This is a genomic window from Methylomonas methanica (assembly GCF_001644035.1).
Lineage (GTDB): Bacteria > Pseudomonadota > Gammaproteobacteria > Methylococcales > Methylomonadaceae > Methylomonas > Methylomonas methanica_A.
Genome location: NZ_LUUG01000001.1, coordinates 1 through 15,048 on the forward strand (window position 1 = coordinate 1; position 15,048 = coordinate 15,048).

General features: G+C 47.4%; 11 protein-coding genes and 1 tRNA gene. All 12 read left to right on the forward strand.

Going from position 1 to position 15,048, the window contains the following annotated elements; translation table 11 throughout:
- The first annotated feature begins 53 nt into the window (after positions 1-53).
- Positions 54-129, forward strand: a tRNA-Trp gene (locus tag A1332_RS00005).
- Positions 130-166: 37 nt separating this feature from the next.
- Entirely contained in the window at positions 167-547 is a 381-nt protein-coding gene (gene secE / locus A1332_RS00010; protein WP_064006554.1) for a preprotein translocase subunit SecE, read from the forward strand.
- Positions 547-1,080, forward strand: a complete 534-nt coding sequence (gene nusG, locus A1332_RS00015) for a transcription termination/antitermination protein NusG (protein WP_064006555.1) — start codon at positions 547-549, stop codon at positions 1,078-1,080. The genes secE and nusG overlap by 1 nt, the downstream gene beginning before the upstream one ends.
- Positions 1,081-1,179: 99 nt before the next feature.
- Positions 1,180-1,611: a 50S ribosomal protein L11 gene (gene rplK, locus A1332_RS00020; protein WP_020484793.1), complete on the forward strand. Its 432-nt coding sequence runs from the start codon at positions 1,180-1,182 to the stop codon at positions 1,609-1,611.
- The gene (gene rplA / locus A1332_RS00025) at positions 1,611-2,306 is read left to right on the forward strand and encodes a 50S ribosomal protein L1 (RefSeq protein WP_020484794.1); all 696 of its coding nucleotides are present in this window, start codon (positions 1,611-1,613) and stop codon (positions 2,304-2,306) included. The genes rplK and rplA overlap by 1 nt, the downstream gene beginning before the upstream one ends.
- Before the next feature lie 188 nt (positions 2,307-2,494).
- Positions 2,495-2,989 (forward strand): 50S ribosomal protein L10, encoded by a 495-nt coding sequence (rplJ, locus tag A1332_RS00030; protein ID WP_026147170.1) that lies wholly within the window; start codon positions 2,495-2,497, stop codon positions 2,987-2,989.
- A gap of 46 nt (positions 2,990-3,035) precedes the next feature.
- The gene (rplL, locus tag A1332_RS00035) at positions 3,036-3,404 is read left to right on the forward strand and encodes a 50S ribosomal protein L7/L12 (protein WP_020484796.1); all 369 of its coding nucleotides are present in this window, start codon (positions 3,036-3,038) and stop codon (positions 3,402-3,404) included.
- Between the two features lie 122 nt (positions 3,405-3,526).
- On the forward strand, positions 3,527-7,603 hold the full coding sequence (rpoB, locus tag A1332_RS00040) for a DNA-directed RNA polymerase subunit beta (RefSeq protein ID WP_064006556.1): 4,077 nt from the start codon (positions 3,527-3,529) through the stop codon (positions 7,601-7,603).
- A 61-nt stretch (positions 7,604-7,664) separates the two neighbouring features.
- A complete protein-coding gene (gene rpoC / locus A1332_RS00045) occupies positions 7,665-11,876 on the forward strand; it encodes a DNA-directed RNA polymerase subunit beta' (RefSeq protein WP_331709860.1) in 4,212 nt (1,403 codons plus the stop codon).
- Positions 11,877-12,026: 150 nt separating this feature from the next.
- Positions 12,027-12,401 (forward strand): 30S ribosomal protein S12, encoded by a 375-nt coding sequence (gene rpsL, locus A1332_RS00050; protein WP_013820393.1) that lies wholly within the window; start codon positions 12,027-12,029, stop codon positions 12,399-12,401.
- A gap of 13 nt (positions 12,402-12,414) precedes the next feature.
- Positions 12,415-12,885: a 30S ribosomal protein S7 gene (rpsG, locus tag A1332_RS00055; protein WP_020484799.1), complete on the forward strand. Its 471-nt coding sequence runs from the start codon at positions 12,415-12,417 to the stop codon at positions 12,883-12,885.
- 23 nt (positions 12,886-12,908) lie between these two features.
- Entirely contained in the window at positions 12,909-15,002 is a 2,094-nt protein-coding gene (gene fusA / locus A1332_RS00060; RefSeq protein ID WP_064006558.1) for an elongation factor G, read from the forward strand.
- Positions 15,003-15,048: the final 46 nt, after the last annotated feature.

The following is a 15,048-nucleotide window of genomic DNA, read 5'->3' on the forward strand; positions in this document are numbered from 1 at the left end:
TGCTTCTATTATCGAGTAATAACCGGTTTTGATTCAAAAAATATTTTCTGAATAGGTCAGTAGTTCAATTGGTAGAGCAGCGGTCTCCAAAACCGCAAGTTGGGGGTTCGAGTCCCTCCTGGCCTGCCATTCAGGAAATCTTCATAATTTAATTCAAGTTGACTAAATGAACGCACACGCAGAAGAAGTCTCCTCAGTGGTGGACATCGTAAAGTTGGCTTTATCTCTGGTTTTGGTTGTTGCCGGCATTTCAGCGTTCTATTACTTCTCTGATTTCCAGCTTCTTTACCGCGTTTTGGTTTTGGTGGTTGTTTTGGCTGCGGCGGTAGCTGTTGCCTTTGCTACTGCTAAAGGTCGTGGTTTATGGGGTTTTATGTTGGAGTCCAAGCAGGAATTCAAGAGGATCGTATGGCCCACTAAAGACGAGGCGGTTCGTACTACGCTGATGGTTTTTTTAATGGTGTTCATAGTCGGCTTAATACTGTGGTTGCTAGATATGTTTTTGTTTTGGGGTGTTCAGCTTTTGATGAGCCAGGGGATTAAATAATGACACTTCGCTGGTATGTCGTTCATGCGTATTCCAACTTTGAAAACAAAGTTAAGCAAGCGCTGGAAGAGCGTATAAAACGGGAAGGGCTGGAAGAGTTTTTTGGGAAAATTCTAGTTCCTACTGAAGAAGTTGTTGAGATGCGCATGGGGCAGCAGCGTAAAAGTGAAAGAAAATTCTTTCCGGGTTACGTGCTTGTACAGATGGAATTGAATGACGAAACGTGGCATTTGGTTAGAAATGTCCCTAGAGTCTTGGGCTTTATTGGTGGGGCCTCAGACAGGCCGTCACCAATCTCAGAAAAAGAAGCGATGGCAATATTGAATCGCGTTGAAGAGGGTGTAAATAAACCAAGACCAAAGGTGTTGTTCGAGGTTGGGGAAGTTGTTCGGATTACCGATGGCCCATTTAAAGACTTTAATGGCAATATTGAAGAAGTTAATTACGAGAAAAGCCGGTTGCGGGTGTCCGTGCTTATTTTCGGTCGATCTACACCAGTCGAATTAGAATTTGGACAGGTTGAAAAAGTCTAATCTACAGTTTGAGATTTTTACGAATCCCTGTCATTTATATGGCCGGGATTTTTGTTTGTTGGGGAGCTGAAAAGCGTTTGCACCCGTTAGGAGCATAAAATGGCAAAAAAAATTGATTCATACATCAAGCTGCAAGTAAAAGCAGGTGAGGCAAATCCTAGTCCACCAATCGGTCCTGCACTAGGTCAGCGTGGTGTCAATATTATGGAGTTCTGCAAGGCGTTTAATGCGAGAACTCAAGAAGTTGAGAAAGGCCTGCCTTTGCCTGTTGTTATCACCGTTTATAGCGATAAAAGCTTTACTTTTATTACTAAAACGCCACCAGCTTCTGTTTTGTTGAAAAAAGCAGTTGGTATTAAAAGCGGCAGTAGCAAACCGAATTCTAATAAAGTTGGCACGGTCTCACGTGCGCAATTGGAAGAAATCGCGAAAACCAAAATGGAAGATTTGAATGCAGCTAATTTGGAAGCGGCGATAAGAATTATTGCGGGAAGCGCTCGCAGCATGGGCTTGAACGTGGAGGGCGTGTAATGGCAAAAGTAACTAAAAAAGCAAAGGCTATCAAAGAAAAGGTAGTCAGAAGCAAACAATATTCGGTTGCCGAAGCAGTGGCTCTGCTAAAAGAGTTTGCAAATAGCAAGTTTGATGAGTCGGTTGATGTCAGTGTTAACTTAGGTGTTGATCCACGTAAATCTGATCAAAATGTTCGTGGTGCCTCTGTGCTGCCTAACGGGACAGGCAAAACTGTAAGAGTTGCTGTGTTTACTCAAGGCCCAAATGCTGATGCCGCGCGAGAAGCGGGCGCGGACATCGTCGGTATGGACGATTTGGCCGAGCAAGTTAAACGCGGCGAAATGAACTTCGATGTAGTTATTGCTTCACCTGATGCAATGCGCGTGGTTGGTCAATTGGGTCAAATTTTAGGTCCAAGAGGCCTGATGCCAAACCCGAAAGTAGGTACCGTAACGCCTGACGTCGTTACAGCAGTCAAAAACGCCAAATCAGGGCAGGTCAGATACCGCACCGATAAATCAGGCATCATTCATTGCTCTATAGGTAAAGTCTCTTTCGATGAAACCTCGCTTAAACAAAATTTGGAATTTTTAATTTCAGATTTGAAAAAAGCTAAGCCCACAGCAGCGAAAGGCGTGTATCTGAAAAAGATTGCATTGTCTTCGACTATGGGTCCGGGTTTGTGGATCGATCAAAGCAGTATCGATATTTAAAATAACAAGTTTTAAGGCTTTGGGTTGCCGAGTTGTCGGCAACCGTCAAAGACCGTAGGTGCGAAAGCTTAATTTTCCTACGCAGACGGGAGCTGGAGCCGCAAAGTTGGTGAAAGGGACCGTGAAAGGGGCATCGCAAGATGCGTTTCATAGATCCGATGCATAATCGGAAAGTACCGGAGGTAGATGTGGCACTCAATTTAGATAGCAAAAAAGTTGTCGTAGAGGAAGTTGCTGAATTCGCCGCTAAAGCCCATTCCGCAATTGCTGCGGAATATCGGGGTTTGACAGTTACTGAATTAACGGAACTGCGTAAAACCGCGAGAGAAACGGGCGTTTATTTGCGCGTAGTCAAAAATACACTGGCTAAACGTGCTGTCGCTGGGACTGAGTTTGAATGTATGCAGGAAGGACTGGTTGGTCCTTTAATTCTGGCATTTTCCATGGAAGATCCAGGCTGCGCTGCACGACTCATCAGCGAATTCTCCAAAGGCCATAACAAACTGATCGCGAAAGTAGTTGCGATCGGCGGACAGGCTTTTGATGGATCGGAGCTGGATAGATTGGCAAGATTGCCAACCCGTGATCAAGGTATCAGCATGCTGATGTCTGTCATGAAAGCACCGGTCGAGAAACTCGCGCGTACTCTGGCTGCAATCAGAGACGAGAAAGAAGCGGCATAATCTCGCGTTAACCAGTTAAAACTCATTAATTTTAGAGGAATACACAATGGCAATTTCACAACAAGACATCTTGGAAGCAGTCTCTAACATGACTGTGATGGAAATCGTTGATCTGATTTCAGCGATGGAAGAAAAGTTTGGCGTTTCTGCTGCTGCGGCAGTGGCGGTTGCAGCTCCTGTAGCGGCGGCTGTTGTTGAAGAGCAAACCGAGTTCGATGTTATCTTGACCGGTTTCGGCGAAAACAAAGTAGCGGTTATTAAAGCAGTTCGCGGCTTGACAGGCTTGGGCTTGAAAGAAGCTAAAGACGCTGTTGAAGGCGCACCAACTACCGTTAAAGAAGGTGTCAACAAAGCCGAAGCTGAAGCGGCGAAAAAAGAGCTTGAAGAAGCTGGCGCAACTGCCGAAATCAAATAAGTATCTTGACTGCATACCAGGCATAAGCCTACCAAACCGGGCTGACGGCATTTTGCCGTCGGCCTTTTACTGTTTCTAAAACAGTAGTAAATAATCTCTGACGACGAAGGTATAGAAGCAATATGGCCTATTCTTTTACCGAAAAAAAGCGTATCCGTAATAATTTTGGGAAGGGTTCCGAAGTATTGGAAGTCCCATATCTTTTGGCAACACAAATTGATTCGTATGCAAACTTCTTGCAGTCTGGCATAGAGCCGGATAAACGACGCAATCAAGGACTGCATGCCGCATTCTCCAGCGTGTTTCCGGTGGTGAGCCATTCCGGTTATGCCGTATTGGAGTATGTTAAATATCGCTTGGGGGAACCCGCATTCGATGTAAGAGAATGTCAACAGCGCGGCGCCACATTTTCGGCTCCGTTGCGCGTATTAGTGCGTCTAGTTATCTATGACAAAGATGCGCCAGCCAACACTAAAGTCGTCAAAGATATTAGAGAGCAAGAAGTTTACATGGGTGAACTGCCTCTAATGACCGACAACGGCACTTTTGTGATTAACGGTACCGAGCGGGTCATTGTGTCGCAGTTGCACAGATCTCCCGGTGTATTCTACGATCACGACAAGGGTAAAACCCATTCTTCCGGTAAATTGCTGTTCAACGCACGGGTGATACCGTATCGCGGCTCATGGTTGGATTTCGAATTCGATCATAAAGACGCCGTTTACGTGCGTATAGACAGACGCAGAAAAATTCCGGCCACTATTTTGTTACGGGCTTTGGGATATGAAAACGAGGAAATGATCAACATTTTCTTCGAAACCAACAAGTTCTCCTTGAGCGCTGAAAAATTGATGTTCCACGTCATCCCGGATAGGCTGCGTGGTGAAATGGCTGTCTTTGATATCAAGCATGACGGTAACGTCGTCATCGAAGAAGGTCGCAGAATTACCGCCAAACATGTTCGCCAACTGGAAAAGTCCGGTGTCACTGAAATCGAAGTGCCTAGAGACTATTTGTACGGAAAAATTCTTGGTCACAATGTTGTCGATACATCCACCGGCGAGTTGTTAGCCAGCGTTAATGACGAAATCACCGATAATTTATTGCAGAAGTTGATCGATGCGGGCGTACGCGAGATTAATACTTTGTATGTCAACGATTTGGATAGAGGTCCTTACATCTCCAATTCGATGCGCCTGGATACCACCACAAATCGCTTAGAAGCGCTGGTGGAAATCTACCGAATGATGCGTCCTGGCGAGCCGCCTACCGTCGAGTCTGCGGAAAACTTATTCGAAAACCTGTTTTTTACCGACGAACGTTACGACCTGTCCGCCGTTGGCCGGATGAAATTCAACCGTCGTTTGGGTCGTGAAGAAACCGAAGGTTTGGGCACGCTCAGTAAAGAAGACATCATTGATGTACTGAAAGAGCTGATCAAGATTAGAAACGGTAACGGTACCGTAGACGATATCGACCATTTGGGTAACAGACGCGTACGTTCTGTTGGCGAAATGATCGAGAACCAGTTCCGTATCGGCTTGGTGCGAGTCGAACGGGCTGTCAGAGAGCGTTTGACCTTGGCTGATTCCGAAGGCTATATGCCGCAGGAAATCATCAATGCGAAGCCTGTTTCCGCAGCGGTCAAAGAGTTTTTTGGCTCCAGCCAGTTGTCGCAGTTTATGGACCAAAACAATCCGCTGTCGCAAGTCACCCATAAACGCCGGGTTTCGGCATTGGGCCCAGGCGGTTTGGCCAGAGAGCGTGCTGGATTCGAGGTTCGCGACGTTCATACCACTCACTATGGTCGAGTTTGTCCTATCGAAACGCCAGAGGGACCGAACATCGGTTTGATTAACTCTCTGTCGGTGTACGCTAGAACCAACGAATATGGCTTCCTGGAAACGCCTTATCGGAAAGTAGTTGACGGTAGAGTAACCGATCAGGTCGATTACATCTCAGCGATCGAAGAAGGCGAGTACGTTATTGCGCAATCTAGCGTTGCGGTTGACGAAAGCGGCAAATTGGTTGAAGGCTTAGTATCTTGCCGTTACAAAGACGAATTCACTTTGGCCTCCTCCGAAACTGTGCAGTATATGGACGTATCGTCCAAACAGATCGTTTCCGTGGCCGCCTCGATCATTCCGTTCCTTGAGCACGATGACGCGAACCGGGCTTTGATGGGTTCCAACATGCAACGCCAAGCAGTTCCCACGCTACGCGCTGAGAAGCCGTTGGTTGGTACCGGTATGGAGCGCGTTGTAGCCAAAGACTCCGGTGTAACCGTCGTGGCAACGCGCGGCGGTCGTATCGAAGCGGTCGATGCTGCGCGCATCGTGGTGCGCGCGAATGATAATGAAACCGTAGCAGGCGTACCAGGTGTCGATATTTATAACTTGATTAAATATACGCGTTCCAACCAAAACACCTGTATTAACCAAAAACCACTGGTTAAACTCGGTGACATCGTTAGAGCCGGCGATATTTTGGCAGACGGTCCATCGACCGACATCGGCGAATTGGCCTTGGGTCAAAACATGCTGATCGCCTTCATGCCTTGGAACGGCTATAACTTCGAAGACTCGATTCTGGTATCCGAGCGAGTGGTAAAGGAAGATCGTTTTACAACGATTCACATCGAAGAAAAAACCTGCGTAGCCCGCGAAACCAAGCACAGCCCGGAAGAGATTACCGCGGATATTCCAAACGTTAGCGAAGAAGCCTTATCCAAATTGGACGAATCGGGCATCGTGTATGTTGGTGCGGAAGTCAAGGGCGGCGATATTCTGGTGGGTAAAGTAACGCCAAAAGGCGAAACGCAATTAACGCCGGAAGAAAAACTGCTGAGAGCCATTTTCGGCGAAAAAGCGGCCGATGTTAAGGACACCTCTCTGCGGGTGCCCGGCAACGTTCGCGGTACGGTCATCGATGTTCAGGTTTTCACCCGTGACGGTGTTAAGAAGGACAAACGGGCGCTGGAAATCGAAGATGCGGAAATCAAGCGTTATCGGAAAGACTTGGACGATCAATTGAAAATCGTCGAGCACGATATTTTTGCCCGGGTAAAAACCTTGTTGACTGGCAAAAAGGCTGAAAAAGGTCCGAACGGTCTGAAAAAAGGTGAAGAGATTACCGCCGATTACCTGGATGGGCTGGTACCTTCTGAACTATTGAAAATCCGCACTCAGGACGAAGACGTTAACGTGCAATTGGAGACTGTTGCCGAGCATGTAGAGCAGCAACGCAAAGAGTTCGACGAACGTTTCGAGCAGAAAAAGAAAAAAATCACGATGGGCGATGATTTGGCGCCAGGTGTGTTGAAAATGGTCAAAGTGTATTTGGCCGTAAAAAAACGCATTCAGCCGGGCGATAAAATGGCCGGACGCCATGGTAATAAAGGTGTTATTTCGCAAATCGTGCCGATTGAAGATATGCCCTATACCGCTGACGGCAATCCTGTCGACATTTTGTTAAATCCTCTCGGTGTACCGTCGCGGATGAACGTCGGGCAGGTACTGGAAACGCATTTGGGTTGGGCTTCCAAAGGTTTGGGTATCAAAATCGGTAAGATGCTGGAAGCTCAGGCAAAAGTCGTGGAAATTCGTGGTTTCTTGGAAAGAATTTACAATTGCAGCGGCAGAAAAGAAGATCTGAATTCGTTTACCGATAAAGAAATTCTGGAGATGGCGGTCAATCTGGTTGCCGGTGTGCCGATGGCGACGCCAGTTTTCGATGGTGCTTCGGAAGAAGATATCCGCACCATGCTACGTTTGGCTGATTTGCCGGAACATGGTCAAACTGTACTTTACGACGGCTTGACCGGCGAACCGTTCGAGCGGGAAGTTACCGTGGGTTACATGTATATGCTGAAGTTGAACCACTTGGTGGACGACAAAATGCACGCGCGTTCGACAGGGCCATACAGTCTTGTCACGCAACAGCCGTTGGGTGGTAAGGCGCAATTCGGTGGTCAGCGTTTCGGTGAGATGGAGGTTTGGGCGCTCGAGGCCTATGGCGCCGCTTATACATTGCAAGAAATGTTGACGGTCAAATCCGACGACGTCACAGGCAGAACCAGAATGTATAAAAACATTGTCGATGGCAACCATTCAATGGAAGCCGGCATGCCGGAATCATTCAATGTCTTGGTGAAAGAAATACGTTCGCTGGCAGTGAATATCGAAATGGAACAAGATTAATTCCGTTCTTTGCGATCAAGATTCTGGACAATATCGGATAACATTTAAAGAGGATAAGCTCTTGAAAGATTTAATGAATTTCTTAAAACGTCAAGGTCGGACAGATGATTTTGACAATATCCGCATTGGATTGGCTTCTCCTGACATGATTCGTTCATGGTCGTATGGTGAAGTAAAAAAGCCTGAGACAATCAACTACCGTACCTTCAAGCCGGAACGTGACGGCCTGTTTTGCGCCAAGATTTTTGGACCGATCAGCGATTACGAGTGCTTGTGCGGTAAATACAAGCGTCTGAAGCATCGCGGTGTCATCTGCGAAAAATGCGGAGTAGAGGTTACTCTCTCGAAAGTGCGTCGGGAAAGAATGGGCCATATCGACTTGGCCAGTCCGGTAGCGCATATTTGGTTTTTAAAATCACTGCCATCACGGATTGCTTTGTTGTTGGATATGACGCTGCGTTCGATCGAACGCGTGTTGTATTTCGAAACATTCGTGGTGATCGATCCCGGCATGTCGCCGCTGGAAAAAGGCCAGTTGCTAACCGACGAAGAATATTTGAACGCGGTTGAAGAGCATGGCGATGATTTCGTCGCAAAAATGGGCGCAGAAGCGATCTATGATTTGCTCAAATCAATTGATTTGAAAGAAGAGATCAACACGCTACGGGAAGAGATCAACGCGACCAATTCCGATACCAAAATCAAAAAATATTCGAAGCGTCTGAAAGTCATCGACTCCTTACTGGCATCCAATAATCGCCCGGAGTGGATGATTATGACAGTGCTGCCGGTACTGCCGCCCGAGTTGCGGCCTTTGGTGCCGTTGGATGGTGGGCGTTTTGCGACTTCCGATTTGAATGATTTGTATCGCCGGGTGATCAACCGAAACAATCGTCTGACGCGTTTGTTGGATCTGAACGCGCCTGACATTATCGTCCGCAATGAAAAACGTATGCTGCAAGAGGCGGTTGACGCCTTGCTTGATAACGGTCGTCGTGGCCGCGCGATTACCGGTAGCAACAGACGTCCGTTGAAATCTTTGGCGGATATGATCAAAGGTAAGCAAGGTCGTTTCCGTCAAAATTTATTAGGCAAGCGCGTCGATTACTCCGGTCGTTCGGTTATCGTAGTCGGTCCGACATTAAGACTGCACCAGTGCGGCTTGCCGAAAAAAATGGCATTGGAACTGTTCAAGCCGTTCATATTTAGCAAATTGCAGCTGCGCGGTTTGGCGACAACGATCAAAGCTGCTAAGAAAATGGTAGAGCGCGAAGGCGCCGAAGTATGGGATATTCTCGAAGAAGTTATTCGCGAACACCCAGTATTGCTGAATCGTGCCCCAACTTTACATAGATTGGGTATTCAAGCATTTGAGCCGATTTTGATCGAAGGTAAAGCCATTCAACTGCATCCTTTGGTATGTAGTGCGTTTAATGCCGACTTCGACGGCGACCAAATGGCTGTGCATATTCCGTTGTCTATAGAAGCGCAGCTCGAAGCGCGGACCTTGATGATGGCGACTAACAATATTTTGTCACCCGCCAACGGTGAGCCGGTAATCAACCCGTCTCAAGACGTGGTATTGGGTTTGTATTACATCACTCGTGAAAAAATCAATGCGGTAGGTGAGGGTAGTGTCTTCGGTGACTTGTCCGAGGTGATGCTGGCTCTCGACGCTAAAGCCGTTGAATTACAGAGCAAAATTGAAGTACGCGTCACCGAGAAACTGAAAACACCGGAAGGCGATTTTGAAACCATCGTGAGTAGAAAGAAAACTACGGTGGGACGCGCGATTGTTTGGGGCATTGTGCCTGACGGTATGCCCTACGAGTTGGTCAACGTAGACATGACCAAGAAGAACATTTCCCGGTTGATCAACTATAGCTACCGCTATCTCGGGATCAAAGAAACCGTGATGTTGGCGGATAAGATCATGTACCTGGGATTTAAATACGCTACGCGTTCCGGGGTGTCTTTCGGTATTGAAGACATGGAGATTCCTGTCAAGAAAGCCGACATCATCCGCGCTGCCGATGCCGAAGTTAACGAAATCCAGAACCAGTACGCGTCCGGCTTGGTTACGGACGGCGAACGCTATAACAAGGTTGTCGACATCTGGTCACGAGCCAATGATCAAGTCGCGAAAGTGATGATGGAAGGCTTGGGTGAAGACGAAGTCGTAAACTCAAAAGGTGAGAAAGTAAAACAAAAGTCTTTCAACTCCATCTTTATGATGGCTGAGTCCGGTGCGCGGGGTTCTGCGGCGCAGATTCGCCAGTTGGCAGGTATGCGTGGTTTGATGGCTAAGCCTGATGGCTCCATCATTGAGACACCGATTACCGCTAACTTTCGCGAAGGTTTGGACGTATTACAGTACTTCATTTCAACCCACGGTGCTCGCAAAGGCTTGGCCGATACCGCACTGAAAACCGCTAACTCAGGTTACTTGACTCGCCGGTTGGTTGACGTCGCGCAGGATTTGGTAATTGCCGAATCCGATTGCGGTACTCAAAACGGCCTGACCATGATGCCGATTATCGAAGGCGGCGACGTAGTTGAGCCATTGGTAGATCGCGTGCTGGGACGGGTTGCGGCTATGGACGTAACTGATCCAGCCGGTAACAACGTTCTGATTCCAGCCGGCACGATGATTGATGAAAATCTGGTCACGGTTCTGGAAGATAACGGCGTCGATAAAATGTTGGTACGCTCAGTGATCACATGCGAGTCTCGTCAAGGCGTTTGTGCTAAATGTTACGGCCGTGATTTAGGCCGCGGTCATTTGGTTAACATAGGCGAAGCTGTCGGCGTTGTAGCGGCTCAGTCGATTGGTGAACCAGGTACCCAGTTAACGATGCGGACTTTCCACATCGGTGGTGCTGCCTCTCGATCTGCTGCGGTTAGCAACGTGCAAGTTAAATCGAGCGGTACTGCGAAGCTCAATAACTTGAAAACTGTGAAGAACAGAGAAAACAATCTTGTAGCCGTGTCGCGGTCGGGCGAGGTTGGGGTGATGGACGATTACGGTCGTGAGCGCGAACGTTACAAAATACCTTACGGTGCTGTATTGTCGGTTGGTGACGGTAGTCCGGTCAGTGCCGGCGATATCATTGTTAATTGGGATCCGCACACCCACCCAGTTATCACCGAGGTAGACGGTTTTATCCAGCTGATCGATTTTATGGACGGTATTACTGTTCAAGAACAATCGGATGACGTAACCGGCTTAACCTCGCGAGTGGTTACCGATCCAAAGCAAAGAAGCTCGGCTGGTAAAGAATTGCGGCCTATGGTTCGTCTTCTTGATGAGCAAGGCGGACAAATCAATTTGCCGGGAACGGATATTCCCGCCCAATACTTCTTGCCAGCAGGCGCTATCGTCGGTGTCAAAGACGGTGGGGAAGTAAAGGTTGGTGACGTTTTGGCGAGAATTCCGCAAGAGTCCAGTAAAACAAGGGATATTACCGGTGGTTTGCCACGGGTCGCTGACTTGTTTGAAGCGCGTAAAACCAAAGATCCTGCGATTTTGGCCGAGGCAACCGGTATGGTCTCCTTTGGTAAAGAAACTAAGGGCAAACAGCGCGTCATCATCACTGATTCGGAAGGTGAGCAATACGAAACACTTATTCCAAAGTGGCGCCATATCACTGTGTTCGAGGGTGAGTTTGTCGATAAAGGCGAAACCATTGCTGAAGGTGAATTGACCCCGCATGACATTTTAAGATTACGTGGTATCGAAGAGTTGGCTGACTACTTGGTAAAAGAAATCCAGGATGTCTATCGTTTGCAAGGTGTGAAAATCAATGACAAGCACATTGAGGCAATCATCCGTCAAATGCTCAGAAAAGTTGAGATTACCGCGTCTGGTGATACCGATTTTGTCAAGGGAGAGCAGGTCGAGCGCACTATGATTAACGCGGTTAACGACCAAGTTGAAAGAGAAGGGAAGATTCCGGCTAGCTACGATTCTTTGCTGTTGGGCATCACGAAAGCGTCGTTGGCCACCGAGTCATTTATCTCGGCGGCTTCGTTCCAGGAGACAACTCGCGTATTGACCGATGCTGCGGTAAGAGGCATCAGCGATAGCTTGAATGGTTTGAAAGAGAACGTAATTGTTGGGCGTCTCATCCCGGCAGGTACTGGTTTGGCTTACCATGAACAACGGCGTAAGAGAAGAGCTGCGGACTCTGGTTCCGGCTCAGAAATGGCTACCCAGGCCATTGAAGCGGTTGACGTTGAAGAAGCTTTGAAACAAGCATTGAATGTAGAGTAGAGATTCTCAAAAATGCTTGACCTGGTTCTATTGTAAAGGTATTATGCTCTGCTCACATCAGCCAATAGGTTTGGGCGGAGCTATATTGATCTGTGGTTGCACAGATTTCTTTATTGCTTATTAAACATTGCATATTCGGAGTAGTTAAGAATGGCCACGATCAATCAATTGGTCCGTAAGCCTCGTGCTAAAAAAATAGAGAAGACTAACGTTCCGGCGTTGGAAGCTTGTCCGCAAAGACGCGGCGTTTGTACCAGGGTTTATACCACAACCCCTAAAAAGCCAAACTCGGCATTGCGTAAGGTTGCAAGGGTAAGGTTGACCAATGGTGCCGAGGTAAGTAGTTACATTGGAGGCGAGGGTCATAATCTTCAGGAGCATTCCGTGGTGTTGATTCGGGGTGGGCGTGTAAAAGATTTGCCAGGTGTTCGCTATCACGTGGTTCGGGGAAGTCTCGATACTTCTGGTGTTAAGGATAGAAAATGTGGTCGCTCCAAATATGGCGCGAAAAGACCTAAGAAATAAAGGTTGATAACAGATGTCAAGAAGAAGAGTTGCTGCAAAAAGAGTCATTAATCCGGATCCGCGTTTTGGTAGTGATATGCTGTCAAAATTCATGAATATGATCATGGAAGATGGTAAGAAGTCTGTCGCTGAGAAAATTGTTTACGGTGCTTTGGATGTCATTGAAGGTAAAGGCCATAAAGAGTCTTTAGATTTGGTCGCAAAAGCATTGGAAAATGTCCAGCCGCGGGTTGAGGTTAAGTCTCGTCGGGTTGGTGGTGCGACTTATCAGGTGCCTGTAGAGGTGCGTCCTGCTAGAAGGTTGGCGTTGTCGATGCGGTGGCTGATTGATGCTGCGCGCAAGCGTAACGAAAGAACTATGGCTGCTAAGTTGGCTGGTGAGTTGTTGGATGCGTCGGAAGGTCGTGGGGCGGCAGCAAAGAAACGCGAAGATACGCATAGAATGGCGGAAGCAAATAAAGCGTTTGCTCATTATCGCTGGTAATAAAGTTATATTGGATTGTTGTTGTGGCTCGTAAGACGCCTATAGAGCGTTACCGTAATATAGGCATCATGGCTCATATCGATGCTGGAAAAACAACAACCACCGAGAGAATTCTGTTTTATACGGGTGTTTCTCACAAGATGGGCGAGGTTCATGATGGCGCCGCTACTATGGACTGGATGGAGCAGGAACAGGAAAGAGGAATAACAATCACCTCTGCGGCGACAACGTGCTTCTGGTTGGGCATGGAAAAGCAATATTCGGAGCACCGGATCAACATAATTGATACGCCTGGGCATGTTGATTTCACGATAGAAGTGGAGCGGTCGTTGCGTGTGTTGGACGGTGCGTGCGCCGTGTTTTGTGCTGTAGGTGGGGTGGAGCCTCAGTCGGAAACGGTTTGGCGTCAGGCAAACAAGTACCATGTGCCTAGGTTGGCTTTTGTGAACAAAATGGATCGTTCCGGGGCTAATTTTTTGCGCGTCGTTGAGCAGATTAAGGCGCGACTAGGTAGTGTTGTAGTTCCGATGCAGCTGCCGATTGGGGCAGAAGAAAGTTTCAAAGGTGTAGTAGATTTGCTGAAAATGAAGGCTATCTACTGGGAAGATGCTAACATGGGTGTGGGCTTTACGGAAACGGAAATTCCGGCAGAAATGCAAGAAGTCGCTACAGAATGGCGTGAGCGTATGATTGAAGCCGCCGCTGATGCGTCTGAAGAATTAATGGATAAATACCTTGAAAAAGGTGTTTTGACAAACGAAGAAGTAAAGCGGGGTATAAGAGCGCAGGTTCTGCAGAATAAGTTGGTCCCGGCATATTGTGGGTCAGCGTTTAAGAACAAAGGTGTGCAGTGTGTTCTCGATGGCGTGATAGATTTTCTGCCGTCCCCTCTCGATATAAAGCCGGTAGAAGGTCTATCGGATGCGGAAAACAGCGTGGTTCGCAGCGCCTCTGATGATGAGCCTTTCTCGGCCTTGGCTTTTAAAATTGCCACAGACCCATTTGTTGGAACACTGACTTTTTTTAGGGTTTATTCCGGGTTGGTCAAATCTGGAGATGTGGTTTTAAATGTTGGGAAGGGTAAAAAAGAAAGGATTGGACGCATTGTGCAGATGCATGCCAACAGTCGCGTCGAAATCAGTGAAGTAAGAGCGGGTGAAATAGCGGCGTTTATTGGGCTGAAAGACGTAACAACCGGCGATACTCTTTGTGAAATTGAAAAGCCAATTTTGCTCGAGAAAATGGAATTCCCCGAGCCGGTTATTGCTGTGGCTGTAGAGCCAAGAACAAAGGCAGATCAAGATAAAATGGGGGCTGCGCTAGCCAAGCTGGCCCAAGAAGATCCTTCCTTTAGAGTCGGTAGTGACCCGGAATCGGGTCAAACAATAATTTCGGGCATGGGTGAATTGCATCTTGAAATTATCGTTGACCGAATGAAAAGAGAGTTTAACGTCGCGGCAAATGTCGGGGCGCCGCAAGTTGCTTACAGGGAAACGATTAAGAGCGTCGTAGAGTGTGAAGGGAAATTTATAAGGCAGTCTGGTGGCAAGGGTCAATATGGACATGTATGGCTCAGGTTAGAACCAAAGGAACCCGGTTCGGGCTACGAATTTGTGAATGAAGTGGTTGGCGGTGCTATTCCGAAGGAATATATTCCAGCTATAGATAAAGGTGTGCAAGAGCAAATAGAGAACGGCGTTTTAGCTGGTTTTCCGGTTGTTGATGTAAAGGTTAGTTTATTCGATGGTTCATATCATGATGTCGATTCGAATGAAATGGCTTTCAAGATAGCAGGATCTATGTGCTTCAGGGATGGGGCTAAGACTGCAAATCCTGCGTTGCTGGAGCCCATTATGAAAGTCGAGGTAGTAACCCCCGAGGATTATATGGGAGAGGTAGTGGGTGACATTAATCGACGGAGAGGTGTTATTCATGGAATGGAAGATGTTCCGGCCGGAAAAGTAATAGAGTGCGAAGTGCCTCTTGCTGAAATGTTCGGTTATGCCACGGATCTTAGGTCGGCGACTCAGGGCAGAGCAACGTACAGTATGCAGTTTGAAAGATATAACGAAGCACCTGCAAATATTGCGGAAGCGATTATTAGAAAAGTATCTTAAATTTTTTACATATCAGGTATTGAATCATGGCTAAAGAAAAATTTGA

Coding starts and splice junctions, on each gene's coding strand:
- secE (WP_064006554.1), top strand. CDS start 167: ATGAACGCACACGCAGAAGAAGTCTCCTCAGTGGTGGACATCGTAAAG.
- rplL (WP_020484796.1), top strand. CDS start 3,036: ATGGCAATTTCACAACAAGACATCTTGGAAGCAGTCTCTAACATGACT.
- rpoB (WP_064006556.1), top strand. CDS start 3,527: ATGGCCTATTCTTTTACCGAAAAAAAGCGTATCCGTAATAATTTTGGG.
- rpsG (WP_020484799.1), top strand. CDS start 12,415: ATGTCAAGAAGAAGAGTTGCTGCAAAAAGAGTCATTAATCCGGATCCG.
- rplA (WP_020484794.1), top strand. CDS start 1,611: ATGGCAAAAGTAACTAAAAAAGCAAAGGCTATCAAAGAAAAGGTAGTC.
- rpsL (WP_013820393.1), top strand. CDS start 12,027: ATGGCCACGATCAATCAATTGGTCCGTAAGCCTCGTGCTAAAAAAATA.
- nusG (WP_064006555.1), top strand. CDS start 547: ATGACACTTCGCTGGTATGTCGTTCATGCGTATTCCAACTTTGAAAAC.
- rplK (WP_020484793.1), top strand. CDS start 1,180: ATGGCAAAAAAAATTGATTCATACATCAAGCTGCAAGTAAAAGCAGGT.